The sequence below is a fragment of the Pirellulales bacterium genome, assembly GCA_019636335.1.
In the GTDB taxonomy this organism is placed as follows: domain Bacteria; phylum Planctomycetota; class Planctomycetia; order Pirellulales; family JAEUIK01; genus JAHBXR01.
Genome location: JAHBXR010000008.1, coordinates 18,149 through 38,902 on the forward strand (window position 1 = coordinate 18,149; position 20,754 = coordinate 38,902).

Consider the following 20,754-nt stretch of genomic DNA (forward strand, 5'->3'; position numbering starts at 1 on the left):
TTAACGCTTGCCGCTAATCCAAGTAACTCCACTCGCCCGTCTCAAATGAGTAAATCCTGCGGCCGTATGGAGGAATCTGCCACCAGACAAGGATGGGGCGTTGTGACGCCATGTAATCGGTTCGTTCCGCGCCCCAATAGGCGAATGCACCTTGCGAGCAGCAGTACTTCGCCCGCGGAACCGAGCTCAAATACTGCGGGACGAGATCCTCCAATTGTTCAGGATAGTCGCCGTTCGCCTGGTGGTACTGATCGACGGCTTGAATAACTCGTGCCGCATTTGCCCGTGCGATTCTTCCCTGCAGCGACGAATTCGCGACGACAAGTATTCCGGTGACGACTGGAAAAAGAACTCGAGCGGCGCCCACTTTCCAATTCGGGCGCTGAACCAAGACCAGAACCACAGCAACGAGAAACCAGATCGGGCAGATGAGAAACGAGAACAGAAAGCTGCCGCTCATGACGACATCGAAAAAAGCTACAACGAGGAAGCAAAATACGCTCCCACCCACCGCGTCGATTAACGCGCAAATGCGCCACCACAGGCCTGTGTTGGTCTCTTCCATAACATCACCAATCGCAGCGGGCGCAGTCGTCCTTCGCGGTACAACTCGACGTAGGGAAAGATCATGCCCCGGCGCCGACAAAAAAGGCATCCGACGTGGGGACGAACAGCAGAATGAGATCCTCAACACCGACCGCGCGGGCTTTTTCGCTCGCGCGCTTTGGCGATGGATTGCTTGCCGCGACTGCATAGCTCTCTGGGTCGAGCGCTAGCCACTGCCCTGCGTAACCCGTCACATCGATGCGAGGACGCTGGACTTGCTTCGATTCGCGTGATTTCTTCATAGACTGCCTCCATGCCTATTGTTGGCATTCGCGAGTTGCGAGGCAATGCCGATGAATCGCGAGAAATCTGCCCAACGCGGGCAAAGCCCGTGCAACCCAGATTCTGCTACGCCACGCTTAGAGATGGCTGACGTCCGCCGAGGCTAGTTCCCCGCGGTAGCGGGCGGATTGGCCGCTTCGAACGCTGCCTTTTCAGCAGCAGCTTTCTCAGCGGCGGCTTGCGTCGCGGTGGCCTTCGCCGTGGCCGCGTCGGCGGCGGTGCGGCGTTCGGTGGCCTTTTGCTGGGCCGCGATTTGAGCTGCGACTACCGCATCGGCGATGGTCTTCGCCTCAGCGAGTGCAGCGGCGGCGACCTTCTCACGCTCGGCCTTTTCGGCAGCGAGCTTGTCGGCGACTGCTTTGGCCGCCTCGGCCTTTTCCAGTGCCGTTCTCAGTGCGGCGAGCGTGTCGTTCGCCGCCGTGGCGGACGATTGCGAGGCTGCCAATTCAGCCGCGGCGGCATCGGCGGCCGCCTGTACGGGAGCAAGTGCCGCGGCGGCAGCTTGCGCCTCGGTGGTTCGCGCGGCGAGTTCCTGCTCGGCGGCAGCCAACTCGGTGGCGATCTTTTCGGCCTCGACCTTGGCGGCCGCGGCGGCGTCCGCCGCTGCCAGAGCGGCCATCTCCAAAGTGGGCGGATTCGTCGCTAGTGCCGCCACCTGCACGCCGTCTGCCACGTTCCACAGCTTGAGCGCACCGGTCCAGTCACCGCCGACGACCCGCGCTCCATCGTGCGTGAACGTGGCGGCCAGCGCCAGATCGGGCAGCGCCTCGAAGGCGACTAATTGTTTCCCTTCGAGGTCCCACACCTTCACCTGGCGATCTCGCCCGGCGGTAACGAGACGCCCATCGTGCGTGAAGTGGATCGAGGCGACCCCCCCGGCGTGGGCGTTCCACGTCTTGACCTGCGTGCCGTTCTCCATTTCCCACAGGCGGACGGAGCCGTCCTCGCTGGCGCTGGCCAACAGGTTCGAATCGAGACGCCAGCTCACGGCGTTCACCGCCGCGGTGTGTCCCTTGAGGTTCTGATACTCGCGGGCCGTCTCCGCCTCCCACACGATCAACTCACCGTTGCGATCGGCCGTGGCCAGGAGCACGCCGTCGGGGCTGTACTCGATGGCGTAGACCCACTCGGTGTGCTTGCGGATCTCGTGCAGTTGCGTGCCGTCTTCCGTGTCGAAGATGCGCACCACGCGTTGCGGTCCGCCGAGTGCCACGCGGGTGTGATCTTCGTTGATGTCGGCCGCGAGGACCGTATCGAGCTCGTCGCCGAGTTCGAAGACGCGTTCGCCGCTCTTCACGTCGAAGACGACGACGCGCCCCGAGTGCCCGCCACGACCACCACCGGCGAGCAGCAGGGCGCCGCTACGACTGAAGCGCAGCACCTCGGGCGTCCCTTCGGCAAAGGGGAGCACGCCGAGCAGTTCGCCCGAATCGCTGTGGTAGAGCGGCACCTGCTTCTGTCCCGACACCGCGACGACGGGGGCCCAAGGGCTTGCCGCGATCGAGGCGACCGCCGTGGTGCGGGGCGTGTAGACCAGCGGCTGCTTCGAGATGTTCTCCGGCATGATCGCCGGACCCTCGGGCCGCGCGGCGCCGGCCGATTGCATCAGGTTCGCCTTGGGCTTCTTCGGCTTGGCCACCGAGCCCGAGTTCTCGAGCGCTCCGCCTTCGATCCACGTCTTGATGACGGCAAGCTTGGCCTCGGGCAGCTTGTCCTGCTCGGGGGGCATCTTGGGCTCTTCCTGGTGCGAGACGAGCATCCACAGGCGCGAGCTATCGAGATCGCCCGCCAGCACCACCTCGCCACTGGCTCCGCCCGCCATCAGCCGTCCGTAGTCGTCGAGCGCGAGATCGCTTTTCGCATTCGACATGTTGTGGCAACTGAAGCAGTGCTCGCGCAAGATCGGCTTTACGTCGTCGGCGTAGGTGACCTTCTTGGCGGGCTCCTCGGCCTGCAGCGCGCGCGGCGCGGCGCCGCACAGAACGATCGCCGCCAGGGCGAGCGATCCACCCGGGATGCCTTGCCACTTCAGCCTGCTCCGTGCCGATCTTGTCACCATCATCATCACCCTCTCCGGTATTTCAGTGGCACAGGTCGCTGGCCTGTGCGAAACACTGTCATCAGCTCTTTCTTCCATTCAGGCACAGGCTGGCAGCCTGTGCCACTTCTCTCTCATTCCGACTCGCACGAACAGTCAAAGTCTGCCACTGTTCGCTTAGTGATTGAACAAGAACTCGCGCGAGTTCAACACCGCCCAGAAGACATCTTCCAGGCCGCGCTGCTGGTTCTCGTCCTCGTTTACGATCGCCGCAAGCCTCTCCGCCTCCTCGGGCGTCGCGTGACGCGAGAGACAACGCACGTAGATCGAGTCGATCACCTGCTCGGGCGTCTGGCCGACATCGAGCATCGACTTCACCAGCCCGCCGCCGGCGATCTTCTGCTGAAACGTATCGCCGTTCAGCAGGTGCAAGGCCTGGCTCAAGGTCGGTTCGGTCTTCACCTCGCACGAGCAGACCGAAACCCGCGTCGAGCGGCCGAACGTGTTCAGGAAGTAGGTACTCGTCGCCCCGTCGGCGATCTGCGTGGCACGGGCCCCGACGGGCAGGCCCTGGAACTTGTCCTTCGTGCTGGTCACCTGGCTGATGGCATCGAGCAGGTTTTCGGCCTTGATGCGCCGCACGCGCGAATGGGCGAAGTTCAACTGGTCCGATTCGTTGCTGGTGTTCACCTCGGTGGTGCGCTGATAGGCCTTCGAGTTGCAGATGTCGCGCACCAGTTGCTTGAAGTCGTAACCGCTGTCGGTGAATTTTTGCGCCAGGGCATTCAGCAACTCGGGATTACTGGCCGGATTACTGATGCGGAAATCGTCGACCGGTTCCACAATGCCCACGCCAAAGAAGTGCTGCCAGACGCGGTTGGCGACGCTGGTGGCGAAGAAGGGATTCTCCGACGAGGCGAGCCACTCGGCCATCACGGCGCGTCGATCGCGGCCGGCCAGGTCGGGCGTGGCGCCGCCGAGAAACTTGGGCGTCATCGCACGGCCGCCGATCAGGTGGCCCACCTCACCGCCGCCGGAGTTGAAGACGATCGTCTCGCGGTAGTCTTCTCCCGTCTTGCGACCGATCTGGGCGAAGAAGGCCGCGAACGAGTAGTAATCGTCCATCGTCCAGCGATCGAAGGGATGGTTGTGGCACTGCGCGCACTGCGTGCGAATGCCCATGAAGACCTGGGCCACGTTCTCGGCCGTCTTCAGCGTGTCGGTCTCGATCTGGTAGTAGTTCGTGGGCGGATTGGTGAACGTGCCCCCCGTCGAGGAGAGCAGTTCCTGCACCATCTTGTCGAGCGGCACGTTGTTCGAGATCTGCTCGGTCAGCCAGTTCGCGTAGAGAAAGGCCGACTTGTAGCTCACGTTGATCGTCGAGCGAATCATGAGCAGCTCGGCCCATTTCATGGCCCAGATCTCGGAGAACTCCTTGCGCTCGAGCAGCTCGTCGACCAGCCTGGCCCGCTTCTCGGTCGATGGATCGGCCACGAAGGCGGCATGTTCCTCGGCCGTAGGCAAACGTCCGGTGATGTCGAGCGTCACGCGTCGCAGGTAGATCTCGTCCGAACAGAGGCCGCTCGGCAAGATACGTAGCTTCTGCAACTTCGCCCCGACGAGCTCGTCGATATAGTTGCCCCCCGATTCCTCGGGGGGGGAATATTCGAGATTCGCCGGCAGGACGATCGCCTGGCAGCCCACCGTGTGCGTATCGAAGCGGGCCATTACGAACGCCTCGCCCCGGGCGCCGGCGGTCACCAGCCCTTCGGGAGTGATGGCCGCCGAGTTGTCGTTGTTCGTCAGAAAGACGGCCAGATTCGTGATGTCGCGGTCCGTGCCATCGGCATACTTGGCCCGTGCGATCATGCGTTGCTGGGCCCCTTCCCCCTCGAGCACCATCTTGGGCGGATAGAGCTCGACCGTTTCGCAAAGGGGGACGGCGCCGCCATCGGCCGGAGCGCCCGCCTCGAGCCAGCGCAGGAGGGTGGCGTAGTATTCGCTCTGGTCGTCGAAGCGCTTGCCACCGGTGTGCGGCACGCTGCCGACCGATTTTTCCATCAACAGGCTTTCGGCGGGCAGGGCGAGATTGATCCGCCGACCGCTGATCTCGTGCGTGAGGCGGAAGTGATCGCCGTCGGGATCGAAGCCGAAAAGCGACAAACGGAAACCATCCTTACCGCGCGCGGCCCCGTGGCAACTCCCCGTGTTGCAGCCGGCCCGCATGAAGACCGGCATCACGTCGAGCTTGAAGCTGATCGGCCGATCCTCGGTCGCCTGACGCACGCTGACCGGAATCGTCGCCACATGTTCCTCGAAGCGCACTTCGAGTTGCGTCTCGCCATCGGCGACGGGATAGAGCACATTGCCTTCGAGCCGCGCCAGGGCGGGGTCGAGCAGCTTCACCTGCACTTCGTCGGTGATGTCGAGCGTCACATCGTCGGCACGCACCCCCTGCACGATGAACGGCTGACGATCGCGCGACGTGGTCAACTGCACGTCGGGAGGATAGACGCCGATCTTGACGATCGACTTCGCATCGCTCGCCGCAGCCAACGCCGGCACGGCCAACAGCAACACGGCGAGCAACTTCGTGACTCTGGCGTTTCCACAGAGCAGGTTCATCGCGTCATCCTCGGGCGGTCAAGTCGGGAGGGACTTGGTGATCTCGGTGTCGTGTTCTCGGTCGGGCGCGTCGGCGTGGTCGCTCGTCGCGCCGCACGTGGTGCGATACGTTACTGGCCACCACCGGCCGCGGCAGGTTCCGGGGCCGGCTGTTCGGCGGGGGCGTCTTCGGCCGGCGCGGCGGCTGCCGTGGCGCGGGCCTCTTTTTCCTTCTGGCGATCGAGTCGCAATTGCTCGAGCCGCGTGAGTCGCTTCTCCGGCGGAGCCTCGGCGGCGGGTATCGGCGCCGCGGCAACCGGCGCCGGCGCATCGGCCTTCGGCGGCAACGGCTCGTCGATACGCAACAAACCCGTGCCGATCATGTGCGTGATCGGTTCGCCATGGGCGGTCACGATCGCGCGGCAGAGCAGCGTTTGATGCTTGCCGGCAGGGGAGTTCGCCGTGGTCTTGACCTTGAAGACCAACTCGGTCGAATCCTGGGTGATTTCGCCTTGCGCGGTGGTCACCTCGTTCGGCAGGCCGAGCAATTCGACCGTCGCCGGGCCTGCGAAGTCGCGATTCTTCGTCACCGTGACAACGACGTCAGTCTCCTGTCCCTTTTCCACGGCCGCTTGCCCATAGGCAAAGGTGAAGAAGGGCTCGGCGATCTCCAGATCGGCCAGTTGGCTGGCGACCGAGACCGTGCCGTTATCGACCGTGGCATCGGCGATGACCACGATCTTCCACGTGCGGATCTCGGCGCCGCTGTTCGCGTTCAGGGGCAAGAGGACTTCGTTCTGTCCCTCGGGAATCGAAACCGAGCCCGACGAACCGACCCCCGGCGGGTTGTACAGCATGCGGACGGCGATCGGCGCGGTGAAGCCTTCCTGGCGCGTGGCCACGATCTTCAAGTTCATCGTGCCATCGCGGACCAGCGGCACCTGCGGCTGCACGATCTCGATCGCGTAGGGCGATTCATCCGTCACGGCGGTCGCCATGCGCTCGCTGAAGTGGTCCCACACATGGATGTTGTTCTGTCCGCGCACCATCGAGGTGGTCTGCAACAGGCGACCTTCGACTGGCACGTTGGCATCGGCGTTGCGACCGATCACGTCGACGAGCGATCCGCCGAGGGGCGCATCGGCCGCGGCGGTGAGCAGCACCGGCACGATCGACTGATTGGCGGCCATGGGCATGGTTTCGTACGTGACGCCTGGGGGCAGATCCTTGAGTTCAATGGAGAGCTCGCCCCCGAAATCGGTGCGCGATCCGCTCACCAGGAGTGCCGCGCGGTTTCCCTTCGGCACCGGCGCCACAATGTCGACGAACTGCGACTGCTCGGGCAGTCCCATCACCAGAGAGGGCGTCACCGGCGCGACTTCGATGCGATAGGCGTAGTCGACGCCCCCCTTATTCAAGTGGTCGCGCATCTGCAGGACATATTCGCCATCTTCGGGCACGGTGAAGCGGAGGTAGCTATCAGGCGTGCCATTGTCGTCGTTGCCGGCCAGCCCGGCGCCGTCCGTCCCACGCAGAACCGAAAGAACGCTGTCCAAGGGCGAACGCAGCGAGCGGGCAAAGACCCGCAGGTCGTAGACCTGCCCCTTCGTGGCGGCAAAGCGGAAATAATCGACATCACCCGGCTCAGCCAGCACGCCACCGAGCGCCGCCGGGGGAGTGAAGACCGTCGCTTCGGCGAGGCCGTTGTTCGGTTCGGCCTCGATCGCGTTGGGCAAATCCGAAATGCGGAAGACATTACTCGAGGGAGCCACTCCCGCCTCGTTCTGCGCCGCAAGTCGGAAATCGCGCACCGTCTGGCTGGGTAGCGTGACCTGCTGGACAAACTCGCCCGCCACGTCACCAAGAAATTTCACCTCGAGCGTTTCGCCCGGCCGACCGCCCGCGGGCAGCGTGGCCGTAGGACGCGGAAATCCACCGATGTGCAGACGATAGTTGCAGGCGCCGTTGCCCCCGAAGGCGGTTTCGCGAACCTGCACGTAGTAAGTGCCATCTTCCGGGGCGACGATCGACGCGACGCCATCCTGCCAGACGAGCGCCGCATCGTCCGAGTTGGACAGTTCGAAGCGTCCCTTGTCCATGATCGCCACGTAGGGATCGAAGAACGTGTTGCCGAGGCGAATGCCTTCGATCTCGGCCGTGATGCGCTGTCCCTGCTTCACGTCGACCGCGAAGTAATCGACATCTTCGTTCTGCACGACGCCGTTGACCGTGACGCCGAGGTCAACCTTCTGGGGTGTTTCGAACTCGCTGTTCGGCTCGGCTTCGCCGATCTCGGGCAGCGCCCCCACGCTGAACGTCCGCAGCTCGCTGATGCCCGTGGCAGTGCGCACGCGCATGCCATGCGTACCGAGACGGCAGTCGGAGGCGATCGCCAGCCGGACCTTGACGGCCTTGTCATTGCCCGCCTCGAGACTCACCACGGAGATGCCCGGCTCGTAGAAGTAGATCTCCTGGGCATCTGCCAGGCGCGCGCCGTTGAACGTGACGTCGAGCTCAGTGCCGCGTTGTCCCCCTTGAGGGCTGATCGAGCCGAGCGAAGGACTGGCCCCTTCGACGAGCGTGGCGTTCACGACCAACAATGCCCACGAGAGTGCGGCAACCAAGAACATACGGCGAGGAAGCAGATTTCCGACCGCGCAGCGACAAGTGACGTTCATAGGGCAAACCCTTGTGTATTCGCTAATCGCAAACGATCGGCACATCCCACCGATCATTCGTCCACGCATGCGCCGTGGGTTGCGTGCTCGTCTTCGGGGGGGATCGGGCCACACGCAGACGAGCAACGCGCGGCGCCAGGTGTTCGGTTACTCGCTCGTGCGAGCTAACTCCGGTCGACCCGTGCCTCGCGCATGGTTCGCCACGCGCGAGCCAGGTCAGCCGGGTAGTTGAATCAGGCCAGCAACTCCTTGCGGACCTTGCCACCATCGACGATTTCAATCGGCCGATCGCCAGGCGCCATCAACTCCTTGTCGGCGACGATGCCCAACTGGTTGTAGATCGTGGTCGCCAGATCGGCGGGGTTCAGCTCGTCGCGCTCCGGCTCGCTGGCCACGGCGTTCGAGGCGCCATAGACCGAGCCGCGTTTCACGCCGCCGCCGGCCAGCACGACGCTGAACACCTTCGGCCAGTGGTCGCGGCCCGCCGTGCCGTTGATCTTCGGCGTGCGGCCAAACTCGCTCGACACCATCACCAGGGTCGAATCGAGCAGACCCTGCTGATCGAGGTCGGCGATCAGTTGCGCAAAGGCCTGATCGAAGGCCGGCATCTGGTTCCGCATCCCCGCGACGATCGAGTTGTGCATATCCCAACCACCATAGGTGAGCGACACGAACCGTACGCCGGCCGCCACCAGGCGACGCGCCATGAGCATGCGTTGACCGGCCTCGTTGCGGCCGTAGGCGTCGCGCATCTCGGCCGGCTCGGCGTCGATGTTGAATGCCTCGCGCGCCGACTCCGAGCTGATCAGGCTGTAGGCACGATCGTAGAACGTGTTCATCGCGCCGATCGCGTCGGCCTTTTCCTTCTTCAGGAAATAATCGTTCACCGCTTCGAGCGCCGAACGGCGACGCGTGAAGCGCGGCTCGTCGACCCCCTCGGGCAGGTTGAGGTCCAGCACCTTGAAGCCCCCCGAGGCCGGATCGGCCCCCAGGCTGAACGGCGCGAACGAAGAACTCAGGTAGCCCGTGCCGGCGAACTCGTTCGGCTGGTTCGGAATGCAGACGTACGGCGGCAGATTGTGGCGCGGGCCGTATTCATGACTCACCACGCTCCCCATGCTGGGGAAGATCAAGGCCGGGCTGGGACGATAGCCCGTGAACATGTTGTGCGTGCCGCGCTCGTGCGCCGCTTCGCCGTGCGACATGGCGCGGCAAACGGTCAGCTTGTCGGCGATCTGCGACGTCTTGGGGAGCGTTTCTGAAAAGACTTCGCCCGGAATCTTCGTCTGCAGCACTCCCATCTCGCCGCGGTACTCGATCGGGGCGTAGGGCTTGGGATCGAACGACTCCTGATGAGCGATGCCGCCGGGCAGGAAGATGTGAATCACGCTCTGCGCTTTGGCCGCGATGTGCTCGTAATTCTTCTGGTCGGCGCGGGCCTGCTCGATCGCGAAGAAGTCGGCCAGCGTCAGTCCCACGCCGGCAACCGCTCCGACAGTGAGGAATCCGCGACGATTCAGGCTGGAGCTACGCATGCGCATGAGTCGTTCTCCGTCGTCTGGTTGCGAATCGGATGGCGCGAGATGCCGCGCGTACCAACTGGCACGCGATCGCTGACACTCGCAGTTGTACGGGGCGGGTCCGATGGCTCACAACACGATGCGTCCTACAGCAACGCGCGCGTCCACCGGCGTTATGGCGTGTGGTGTGGTAGGTAGGCCGCTGCCTCGGCGTCGCCTGGCGGCAGCCGTGTCGCGCACCGCAAAGGTACGAAACACTGGCCTATCGTGGTCTCAAACTACTCGATCGAAGGGCGATTGTCAAAGAATTATCGCGCCTTCTGCTGGGCGATTTGCGATCACCCTAGAGTCTTGCACCAGCAACGGTTGCGCTCGCTTGTAGCGATTGTGAAAAAGGCGCAAACCGCGCGGTCTGCCGCGATCGTGTCGGTGGCGGAGACACTCCGGGGGCGGTTACTCGGCCTTCGTCTTCAACTTCAAACGGTCCAGACCGCTGTCGTCCGAGACCTTGACCGGGATCAGCCACGAGGCGGTCTTCATCTTGCACAACCCCTCGTCCGACTCCTGGCAGTAGTAGTACACGACCGTCACCTTGAGCTTGTCGATACCCAAGGCCGAAGCCACCGGCACGGAAATCTCGAAATCTTTCGCCGCTGGCTCGACGCGCACCGTACCGCCAATCTTCGCGCGATCGACCGGCCCCTCCTTCGCCGCCGCTTCCACGCGATAGGCCATCGGCGCGAGATCGTTCAGCTTGTAGCCCGCGGGCAATTCGATCGACACGGCCAACTTGATCGCGCCATCGACCGCCTGCAATGTCTCCTCGCTGAGCACCTCGGGGGGCGTGCTGGAAGAGAGGGGCTTGAGCTCCACCTTCGGCTTCTCGGGCGCGGCGAGCCCCTTGATCTCGAGCGTCGACACCTTGTTCGCCGTCGTCAGGTCGATCACGCGAATCAGGTGATTGTTCGTGTCGGCGACATAGAGCTTGCCCGCCGCATAGGCGAGTCCCGCCGGTTCGTCGAATTCGGCCGGTTCGTCCGCCGTGCCCGGCTGGCCGGTGCCGGAGAGCGTCGCGACGGTCTCGGTGGCGAGATCGACCTCCTTGATCTTGTTGTTGTAGGTGTCGGCCACATAGAGCTTGCCCGGCTGAAAGACGACTCCCAGGGCGTGCTGCAACTTGGCCTCGCTGAACTTGCCATCGACATCGCCGAACGTGAACAGGCGCGCGAACGGCAAGTGCGAAGTGCCGACGACGGTGCGCACTTCACCTTTTTCGTCGAAGGGCACCGCGCGAATCGAGCTCCCCTCGCTATCGGCGACGTACAACCATTCGCCATCGCTCGAGAGACCGCTCGGTTGCGCGAACGACGAGTATCCTTGCTCGTAGGGCGCTTCGGGCAGCAGGGGGCCGTCGACGATGTCCTCGCGACCGTTGCCCGCGTAGGGGCCAATCTCCGACTCGTCGAGCGGCATGCGCCAGATCTGATGTGGCCCGGCCATGGCGATGTACAAGTTCGGTCCGTGGATCCAGAGATCCCAGGGACTATTCAGCCCCGCCTCGAGCGGCTTTGCCACGTACCGCTCGGGAAGTTGTTCGCGAGAGAGAGGCGGACCGTCGAGATTGAGTCCCAGCCAGGGGCTGTGTCCCTGTCTGCCGATGCCCGCGATCGTGGTGACCTTGCGGGCCCCCAGGTTGACCTTGCGCAACAGATGGTTTTCGGTATCGGCGACGTAGAGCGTCTCGTCGAGCAGCGCCATCCCCTGCGGATGATCGAACGTGGCGGTCGCGAAGTCGCCATCCTGCTTGCCGATGGCGCCCGTGCCGATCGTATCGACGAGCGTGCCGTCGAGCTTCGTCACGATGATGCGATTGTGATTGCTGTCGGCAATGAAGAGCCGTCCCGATTTTTCGTCGGCGAGAATCTTGCCCGGGTAGCGCAGGGGCGTCTCGGCCGCCTTGCTGCGCTCGAGCGCAAAATGCACCGGCGTTTCATCAAGCAATTTCGCATTCCGATAGAAGGGAATGACCTGCTTGAAAAACTGATCGAGCACTTCGAAGGGGATCTCTCCCCCCTGACCTGCCACCAGGTTGCCTTCGGGATCGATGATCCGCAGGCTGGGCCAACTGTTGACCTGGTACTTGTCCCAGATCACGTGATTGGCATCGTTCACCACCGGGTGCTCGATCTCGTAGCGCAGAATCGCATCGGCGATGTTCTGCGTATCCTGCTCCGTCTCGAACTTGGCCGAGTGGACCCCGATCACCACGACTTCATTCGGGTAGGCCTTCTCGAGCTTCTTCAACTCGGGCAGCACGTGCATGCAATTGATGCAACAGTAGGTCCAGAAGTCGAGCACGACGAACTTGCCACGCAGATCCTTCAAGTCGATCGGACCGGCCGTGTTCAACCAACCCAGGCCGCCATCGAGCGAGGGTGCCGGCTGCTTGCGGGGAAACGGATGGTCGGGCATGGCGGGCTCTGCTTCGGGCTCTGGCTTGGCCTCGGCGGCAGGAGTCGCAGGGGCGGGTTCCTCGGCCGTCGCGTCCGCCGGGGGTGGAGTCTCGGGGGCTGGCTCCGTCGGCGAAGCTGCCGGAACTTGCGCGGTCGCCTCCGCCGCAGCATCGGCCGCAACCTCTTCGGCTCCGGCCAGCGCCGGCGGTTTATTCGATTCAGCAAGCTCGCCAGCTTCGCCGGCCTCGCTGGTCGCCTCGGAGCCTGCAGCTTGGGCTGGATCGCTATTCTCTGCTGGCGCGGGGGCGATACGCTGGGCGACCGTTTCGATTTTTTCGGGCGTTGCTGTCGGCTGGCAGCCAGCAAACAAAAGCATCCATGACAGTGCCAGCAGACCCAAGGATCGCCAGCCGCGTAGTAAGAAGCGGCCCCCGGTCCAGACGGAAGAATCAGTAGATCGTGGCGCGGACTTGGTCATCGGACGGCCTTTCTTCCGGCAGAAACGCGAAAAAGCGAGGCGCTCATCGTACTAGAACGCCGGTATAATTGGAAACGAACGCCGCCGGCGGACCCACAGCTATGTTGCGTCCGCACGGCACGTCCGCGCCATGCCGCACGGCATGGAATGATTCCCTGGAAAGAACGGAAAACGTCCGCAATTTAGGAGATCTGCGTCAAAGGTATTTTTTCTCGCTGCGATTTGAGTCAGAAGCTTCCAAGGGCCGAGAAACCATCGTGACCGCGCAAAACCCAGGCAGGAAAACGGGTTTGCCTCGTCAGACATGGGCTCCGCAAAGCTCCACACTGACCTGGGCTACCCGGATTTCGTAGAGTTTCGGCGCGGTGGATCGATCGTTGGTTCTGCCGGACCTATACAAATCCTGCGAGGTGGAAGTTCCATCTCGATCCCTGCCCCGTTCGTGATGCCCTCCAGACGAGTCTTGTAGCGACTATGTACTGCCACAATCTTTGTCGCCGATTGACGACCTCGCTCGTTGCCCTGGTGGCGCTCTCCGCCGCCGTGACTGCCTCGGCCCAGGACTGGGCCCGCAAGATGTTCGAGGAACCCAGCTTCAAGTTTGGCACGGTGGCCCGCGGAGCGAAGGCCGAACATCGCTTCGTCTTCAAGAACCTGTACGAAGAAGACGTCCACGTCGCCAGCGTCCGCTCGAGTTGCGGATGCACCACCCCGACCGTCTCGAAAGACACCCTGAAGACCTTCGAGAAGGGGGAAATCGTCGCCACGTTCAATACGCGTTCCTTCCTGGGCAGCAAGTCGGCCACGGTGACGGTGACGTTCGACAAGCCGTTCTACGCCGAAGTGCAATTGCAGGTCGAAGGCTACATCCGGAGCGATGTCGTCTTCCATCCGCCCGCGGTCGAGATCGGCACCATCGAGCATGGCACCCAGGTCGAGAAGAAGATCTCGATCGACTACGCCGGCCGCAACGACTGGAAGATTCTCAAGGTCGAAACGCCCGGTGACTTCGTGCAGACGAAGCTCGTCGAGAAGAGCCGCGGCAACGGCCAGGTCTCGTACGATCTGCACGTCCACCTGATGCCCCACGCGCCGATCGGCTACATCCACGATCAGATTCGCCTCGTGACGAACGATCAACGCTCGGATAGCGTGCCGCTCGATATCGAAGGCCGCATCAATTCCGAGATCAGCGTCAGCCCGTCCTCCCTTTTCCTCGGCACCGTGCAGCCAGGCCAGAAGGTGACGAAGCAACTAGTGGTTCGCGCTTCGAAGCCGTTCCACGTCTTGTCGGTCGAGTGCGACGATCCCGCCTTCACGTTCAAGGCAGGCGACGAAGCCAAGCCGCTGCACCTGATTCCGGTGACCTTCACCGCCAGCGAACAGCCGGGCAAGATCTCGCGCACGATCCGCATCGTGACCGATCTGGGGGAAACGACCACCACCGAACTCATCGCCCACGCGCAAGTCGGCGGCGATGGCAAAATCGAGCCGTCGACCGACTCGGTCAGCGTGCAGAGTCGCTAACTCAGCAGCAAATGCGTATCGGGTAGATCGGTACAGCTAGCAAAAACAGCAGCACAGGCTGGCAGCCGGTGCCGCTGTTTGTTATTCGGCGCGAAGCTTCTCCACAGGGACGAAGCCATCGCCCTTCGCCGCGCCCGTGGGGCAAGTCCCACAGCCGCCACAGGATGATTTGTCGCGCGTCGCAAAGAGCTGCCACGCTCGATGGCCGAGATGCGCCGCGGCCGCCGCAACCACGGCGAGAACGATCCACGTTTGCCAGTCGAGCGTGTCGGTCATCGGCGGGCAACCTCGAGCGGTTCACTACGGTTCATGCCACGAACAGCATGCCGACCTGGTACGTGACGAGGGCGGCCACATACGCCAGCGCCGTCATGTAGACGAACGTAAAGATCGGCCAGCGCCAACTGTTCGTCTCGCGGCGGATCACGACCAAGGTTGCCGCGCACTGCGCACACAGGGCGAAGAAGACCATGATCGAGAGCGCCACCGGAGTATTATAGACCGGCCGGTCGGTGCCATCCCATTTGGCCCCGCGCAAGGCCGATTCGAGCCGCGTGCGGTCTTCGTCCGCCTCGATGTCGACCTCGCCCCCCAGGTTGTAAATGATGCCCAGCGTGGCGACGACGACCTCGCGGGCCGGAAACGACGCGATCGTGGCCGCGCCGATCCGCCAATCCCAGCCGAGCGGACGCACGAGCGGCTCGATCCAGTGCCCGGCCCGGCCCAAGAAGCTCTGACGCTGATACGCGCCAGCGATCTCACCGTCGATGGCCGCCAACTTTTCCTCGAGCGATTCGCGTTCTGTCGCCTCGGTGGGAAGTGCCGACAACTGTGCTTCGATCGCGGCGCGGCGCGCGGTAAACGGTCCCTCGATCTCCTCGGTCGGATGCGGAAAGTAGAGCGCCGCCCAGACCACGATCGACACGGCCACGATCAGCGTCCCCGCCCGCCGCACGAAGGCCCAACCGCGGTCGAACATGCGGTGCAGCACCGTGTACGGGGCGGGCCACTTGTAGGCGGGCAGTTCCATCACAAAGGGAGGCGTCGCGCCCCGCAGCAAGCTGCGCTTGAGCACCAGCGCCACGCCCGCCGCCACGACAATCCCCAAAACATACATGGCGAACATCGTCAGCCCCTGCAGCTTGAGCAGTCCGCCGAAGTACGCTCGTTCGGGAATGAACGCGCCGATGAGCACCGTGTAGACAGGCAGTCGCGCGCTGCAACTCATCAGGGGGGCGATGAGCATCGTCGTCAGGCGATCGCGCCGGTTCTCGATGACGCGCGTCGCCATGACACCCGGAATCGCACAGGCGAACGACGAGAGCAACGGAATGAACGACTTGCCCGAGAGCCCGATGCGCACGAACAGCCGATCCATCAGGTAGGCGGCCCGCGCCATGTAGCCGCAATCTTCGAGAATCGCCAGGAACAAGAACAGAATGAAGATCTGCGGCAGAAAGACCAGCACGCCGCCGACCCCCGCGATGATGCCATCGACGACCAGGCTTTGCAGCACCCCCTCGGGCAGGATCGTGCCGGCCCATTCGCCCAAGGCACCGAAGCCGCCATCGATCAAGTCCATGGCCGGACCGGCCCAGCGGAAGACCGATTGGAACACGATCGCCATGATGACGACAAAAATGAGCGTGCCCCACACTTTGTGCGTGAGGACGCGATCGATCCGATCGCTCGCCGTGACGGGCTGCTGAACGGGGCGCGTGACCACCCCCTCGAGCACGCGGCCCACCCAGCCATAGCGCGCGATTGCTTCCACCGCCGGCACCGGCGCGCCGGTGGCTGCCAGGCGCGCCCGGGCCGCCGAAAGTTCCTGACGCAGGCTCGCGCGGTCGCCGTCGAGCAGCGTCTCTTCAAGATAACCCGCCGTGTCGAGCAGCAAGCGCTCGACCAGATAACGGGGCAGCCGCTCATGCCCTCCGCCACGCGCCGCCAATTGCTCATCGAGCGCGGCGACTTCGCGGCAGAACGGCTCGGGAAAAGGGCTCTCGGCCGAGCGCGGCGGCTGACCTAGCAGCGTCGTGAGCGACCGCTTCAACTCCTCGATACCGACACCGTGATTCGCCTCGGTCACGACGATTGGCACGCCAAGTTGCCGTTCGAGTCGTTCGAGGTCGATCGTCACGCCGCGGCGACGGGCAACGTCGGCCATGTTCAGCACGACGATCGTCGGCAGTCCCAGTTCGAGCACCTGGCTTACCAGGTAGAGATTCCGTTCAAGATTGCCCGCATCGACGATCGAGATCACCGCATCGGGGCGCATTTCGCCCGCGCGGCGGCCGAGCAACACGTCGACCGCCACCATCTCGTCGGGCGAACGCGGCGCGAGGCTGTACGTACCCGGCAGGTCCACCAGGTCGATCGCTTGATCGCCGATCCGCAGCTTGCCGACTTTCTTCTCGACGGTGACGCCGGGATAGTTGCCCACGCGTTGCCGCATGCCGGCCAGGGCGTTGAACAACGTCGACTTGCCCGTGTTCGGATTGCCAACCAGCGCGATCGTCACCGCGGTCGAAGTGGTCGCGCTCTGCATGTCGTGCCGGTCGCCGTTGGGTGATCGTCTAGAAAGCGGAGAGGGGAGTGGTAAGCGAAGGTAACTCTACAGCGGCGTGATGTCGACTCGGGCGGCCTCGCTGCGCCGCACCGAGAGGCGATACCCGCGCAATTCGAGTTCGAGCGGATCGCCCAGGGGCGCCACACCGACCAAGGCGACCTCGACGCCCGGTGTCAGCCCCATTTCGAGCAAGCGCAGCGCAATCTCATCCCCGCCCGACACGCCCACAACGCGAGCGCGGCTCCCCAACGGCAATTCGGCCAACTGTGTCACGCCGCCGCTCCCAACTTGACGAGCACGCTGGCAACTTCGTCGGCGCGAAAGCACAAGCGCTGCCCGGCCAGGCCAATGATGCAGGGGCTACCCGGCTGGATCATCTGGATCACGACGCCATCGCGGAGGCCAAGCTCCTTGAGTCGATGCACGAGATCGGGCATTCCCAAAACCGTCTCGACGCGCGCGGCCTGACCGGCGAGCAATTGACCGAGCGGAATCAGTTCGTGCGTGGCATCCACGGGCAGGCGCGGCAGGCGGTGTTGAGACACATTCTCAGATCAACCCTGCCAATTCTAGAGCGACCCCCGCACGATCGCAACGGGCTCGACGTGACATGCACAAAGCAAAGAATAGGTGGACTCGAAATCAAGCTGACCACTCAGCATCAAGCGAGCCGTTCCAAGATCGCACAATTCGCGTCACGCCAGGGTCTGGGGGTGGCCAGAAGTCGATAAGACGCACGGCCATCGATTTCAACCACTCACCCCCTTTGTGGTAGATGAGGATGACCATCTCCTCGGCGAGAATCGCGTCAATAAACTCTAACGCGTCCTGAGAGTTTGACTCATCGTCACGCCCGAAGAAATGCGTGTGGTACTGATCGAAACCGACGGTCAATTCATCACAGTCGGAATTGATACAGGGCCCAGTCCGCGCGTTGGGATTGGGACAGGGAATCTCGAGTTCAAGCACTGTGGCGCCGACGCGAGCGCTCCAAAGTCCACGCCAATCGTGATATCGTGCGAATAATCGGTCAGCAAATTGCTGCGAAAACTCGTTAAGCATGAATCACGTCATTGAGCACGCGGACGTGGTGCCGTGTTCGCTGGCGAACTACAGATACATCCCCAAATACCCGCCATGCTGATCGCTGGTGGCCTGAATCTGTTCGACGCGTTCGATGGCCTGCTTGAGATCGCCGGCCGCGATGAAGCGGTCGAACTCTACTCGCACGGCGTGCGAGACCGTCTCGTGGAACCAGGCCACGATCGGTTCAGTCAGCCAGTCGCACGTTTCGCGCACCAGCTCGACGTGTAGATCGCACGACAAGGTTTCGGTGTCGGTGGGATTCGTCAGCACCGTGCCGTCGAAGCGGAACTCGATCATGCCGAGATCGGCCTCGTTCGTCAGGTGAAACACGCAACGAGCGTTGTGCAGGTAGTAGGTGTTGTGCAGCCCGTGCGTCTCCATGGCGTGCTTGATGCGTTCGCACCGCGCGCGAAACTTGGGCGAGGCGTCGATCGGAATATCGAGCCGGCCGATCGTACGGAGGGGAAGACAGTCGAAAGAAATGTCGACAAAGCGGTCCATCGTCGCACCTGACAGGAAATCGATTCGCGAGACGCTTCCCCCCTCGCGACGTCTATTGTGCTACTTCGACGTCTCGACGTCGAGCAGCGCCGTCGCAGATCCGTCCGGAGCGGCCGGGAGCTTCGAGATGCGATCCCAGGCCAGCGTCAGCCAGCCATTGGCCGCCCCCCATTGTACCGGCTTCAGCGGTCCGGCCGCCTCCCACTTGCCGGGCAGCTTGAGGGGCGCCTCGCCCGCGATTTCCGGGGCCAGCAGCTTGCCCAATCGCCGTTGCACGATGCGTCGTAGCGTTTGCTCGCGCACCGAGAGAGGGCGCGAGCCTGGAACATATCCTGGCGGAAAAATTACCAACTCCCCCTGGCGCACCGCTTTCAGGCCATTCTGGTCTTCGCCCAGCTTGTACTCGGCCGAAACGTTCATCCCCTGAAACTGACGGTCCCCCGACGTGTACGCCTTGCCATGCACGTCGACCGTAAAGCCATCGTCCTTGAAACGCACCACGATCGGCTGATAGTCGGCAAACGTGATCGACCACGGTTCCTTTTCTTCGTCGTCGCGTAGCTTCTCGGGCAGTTCGCCCAAGGTCTCGATCAGTTGCTGCTTCACCTCTTCCTGCTCGAGTCGCCTGCCCGAGAACATGCCCGCGAAGAAATTGTTGAGGGTCGATTCGTGCATCCGCAGGGCGAGATCCGGATTGTTCAGGAGCTGCGGCGGCTCGCCGGTGGCGGCCAGTTGCCAATCGGTGGCCTGGCGTGCCATGACGTACAGCCCTTCGTCGGTCGTGCGGAATCTCAACAGCGAAGGAAACTGCCCCTGTTCGACGAGCGGGCGGCGAAGCTTCTGCCAGAAGGCGGCGTTCGACTCGGCCAGCATCTCCTGCGCCTGGCGATTCATGCGAGCGATGATGCGACCTTCGGCGAGGCGCGAGCCGATGCGCTCGCCTTGCCCCTTCATCTGTCCGACCTTCTTCCAGGCGATGCGGTCTGCGAGGCAGGCCAACACCGGACCGAAATCGGTCGAGAGGCCGGTCGTCTTGGTGCGCGTGATGGCGGCGCTGGTCGCATCCAACGTACGAAGGCCTTCTTCATCGATCAAAATTCGCTTGCGGCCGGCCAAGCGCGTCGTGCCTCGATTCCAGATCGTTGCCGGGCCGTTCACTCCCACCGTGCGCGACGAATTCGTCCCTTCGAGTAGCACGTCGATTGCGGCGCGTCGTTCGTTAGGGACGAACTCGACACGCGTGCGGCCAACCGTGGTGCCGGAGCCGCGGATGCTGGTTCCCAGAATGACGTCGCGAACGGGCTCGGTCTCTTCGACCGGCCCTTCGATGCCCGCGCCGACCAACCCCTCGGAGGCGCGGACATAGAGGTTCGGGTGCCCATAGTGGCGACGAATGCCGCGCACCAGTCCCGAGGCCTGTCCGCGACGTTCGAGCCAGCCGGTGGCCACGCCGACCAGGTGGCGGCGATCGAGGTTCGGGTCGGTCGCAATCGCCGCCAGATGCTCGACGAGTTGATCGATTCGCTGGCCGAACTGCTGCTCGGCGTTTTCCTCTCGCGAGAGCGTCACCAGGCTGGCATACGTGTCGAGGGCGGCCTTCACGTCGGAAAAGGGGGCCAGCGACAGCCCGGGATAGGTAACGTCGAATCGCTTGCGGATTGCTTCGAGCTGCGCGGCGTCGGGGTGATCCGACGCGAGGAGGGTGCGCAACGCAGCGAGTCGGAGATGCTCGGCCCAGTCCTGGCCGTTTTGACCTAGCGGTGCGAGATAGGCATCCAGCCGCATCAGGGCCTCCGCGGCCGACTTTCTGGCGGCGGTCAACTCTTCGGCCGTGACTGGGTCGAACTGCGTCTTGGCCTCGGCGGCGGCGGCTGGCAGATCGGCCAGCTCGGGGCTGGCATTGTTCTCGCGCCAACGGCGGAGCAGATCCCGTATCAGGCGGAACTTCGGCTGATCGAGCCCCGGCTCATTCGACTCGTAGCGCCGCAGGATGTCGTCGACGGCCGCAGGATCGGGCGCACTCTGACCCGCCAACTCAGCCGCCAGGGCCTCGGTGCGGAGGTATCGGTGCCAGCGCAGCCCGTTCTCTTCGCTCCCCACCCACCGGTGCATGTCCGACAGGGCTTCGCGCAGCCGCGCGCGGAGGGGGCGGTCGTCTTCTGCCGCGGCCGACTGGCCCAGGGCCAGCAGACAGGCAGTCGCCACGACGAAACCGGTAAGTGCGCCGCGCATGCGGTGCTCCTTTCTGAGGCCCCCGGAGGGACGGTCAAAGATGCCCAAATACATAGCACGAAACAGCATACGAAGCTACGGCAGCGGCCGTCTGCCGGGCAAATCGGACGAAAAAGAGGCTCGGCGGGTTGATTTTGACCATCCCACTTGATACACCCAGAACCTCTAGGCGGAAAAAAT

General features: G+C 63.5%; 15 protein-coding genes. 1 reads left to right on the forward strand and 14 read right to left on the reverse strand.

Annotated features, from left to right (window positions below):
* Positions 1-13 precede the first annotated feature (13 nt).
* The 7 genes from KF708_09880 to KF708_09910 form a co-directional block, all read right to left on the reverse strand.
* Entirely contained in the window at positions 14-565 is a 552-nt protein-coding gene (locus tag KF708_09880; protein MBX3412984.1) for a hypothetical protein, read from the reverse strand.
* Between the two features lie 61 nt (positions 566-626).
* On the reverse strand, positions 627-848 hold the full coding sequence (locus tag KF708_09885; GenBank protein ID MBX3412985.1) for a hypothetical protein: 222 nt from the start codon (positions 846-848) through the stop codon (positions 627-629).
* Positions 849-991: 143 nt separating this feature from the next.
* On the reverse strand, positions 992-2,953 hold the full coding sequence (locus KF708_09890; GenBank protein MBX3412986.1) for a hypothetical protein: 1,962 nt from the start codon (positions 2,951-2,953) through the stop codon (positions 992-994).
* A gap of 150 nt (positions 2,954-3,103) precedes the next feature.
* Positions 3,104-5,551, reverse strand: a complete 2,448-nt coding sequence (locus tag KF708_09895) for a DUF1553 domain-containing protein (protein MBX3412987.1) — start codon at positions 5,549-5,551, stop codon at positions 3,104-3,106.
* Between the two features lie 110 nt (positions 5,552-5,661).
* Positions 5,662-8,208: a pre-peptidase C-terminal domain-containing protein gene (locus KF708_09900; GenBank protein MBX3412988.1), complete on the reverse strand. Its 2,547-nt coding sequence runs from the start codon at positions 8,206-8,208 to the stop codon at positions 5,662-5,664.
* Positions 8,209-8,441: 233 nt separating this feature from the next.
* Entirely contained in the window at positions 8,442-9,749 is a 1,308-nt protein-coding gene (locus KF708_09905; protein ID MBX3412989.1) for a DUF1501 domain-containing protein, read from the reverse strand.
* A 432-nt stretch (positions 9,750-10,181) separates the two neighbouring features.
* Complete coding sequence (locus KF708_09910; protein ID MBX3412990.1) at positions 10,182-12,146, reverse strand: redoxin domain-containing protein; 1,965 nt, start codon at positions 12,144-12,146, stop codon at positions 10,182-10,184.
* Positions 12,147-13,133: 987 nt separating this feature from the next.
* On the opposite strand from KF708_09910, the gene KF708_09915 reads away from it, so the two are divergent.
* Positions 13,134-14,186: a DUF1573 domain-containing protein gene (locus KF708_09915; GenBank protein MBX3412991.1), complete on the forward strand. Its 1,053-nt coding sequence runs from the start codon at positions 13,134-13,136 to the stop codon at positions 14,184-14,186.
* 81 nt (positions 14,187-14,267) lie between these two features.
* On the opposite strand, the gene KF708_09920 is transcribed toward KF708_09915, so the two are convergent.
* The 7 genes from KF708_09920 to KF708_09950 all read right to left on the reverse strand — a co-directional run bounded on the left by KF708_09920 (position 14,268) and on the right by KF708_09950 (position 20,574).
* Positions 14,268-14,462, reverse strand: a complete 195-nt coding sequence (locus KF708_09920; protein ID MBX3412992.1) for a FeoB-associated Cys-rich membrane protein — start codon at positions 14,460-14,462, stop codon at positions 14,268-14,270.
* 31 nt (positions 14,463-14,493) lie between these two features.
* Entirely contained in the window at positions 14,494-16,734 is a 2,241-nt protein-coding gene (gene feoB, locus KF708_09925; GenBank protein MBX3412993.1) for a ferrous iron transport protein B, read from the reverse strand.
* A gap of 66 nt (positions 16,735-16,800) precedes the next feature.
* The gene (locus KF708_09930) at positions 16,801-17,028 is read right to left on the reverse strand and encodes a ferrous iron transport protein A (protein ID MBX3412994.1); all 228 of its coding nucleotides are present in this window, start codon (positions 17,026-17,028) and stop codon (positions 16,801-16,803) included.
* Positions 17,025-17,300 carry a ferrous iron transport protein A gene (locus KF708_09935; protein MBX3412995.1) on the reverse strand — a complete coding sequence of 92 codons (276 nt, stop codon included), beginning with the start codon at positions 17,298-17,300 and terminating at the stop codon, positions 17,025-17,027. The genes KF708_09930 and KF708_09935 overlap by 4 nt, the downstream gene beginning before the upstream one ends.
* A 97-nt stretch (positions 17,301-17,397) precedes the next feature.
* On the reverse strand, positions 17,398-17,817 hold the full coding sequence (locus KF708_09940; protein ID MBX3412996.1) for a hypothetical protein: 420 nt from the start codon (positions 17,815-17,817) through the stop codon (positions 17,398-17,400).
* Positions 17,818-17,865: 48 nt separating this feature from the next.
* On the reverse strand, positions 17,866-18,342 hold the full coding sequence (locus tag KF708_09945; GenBank protein ID MBX3412997.1) for a hypothetical protein: 477 nt from the start codon (positions 18,340-18,342) through the stop codon (positions 17,866-17,868).
* 60 nt (positions 18,343-18,402) lie between these two features.
* Positions 18,403-20,574 (reverse strand): hypothetical protein, encoded by a 2,172-nt coding sequence (locus KF708_09950; GenBank protein MBX3412998.1) that lies wholly within the window; start codon positions 20,572-20,574, stop codon positions 18,403-18,405.
* Positions 20,575-20,754 lie beyond the last annotated feature (180 nt).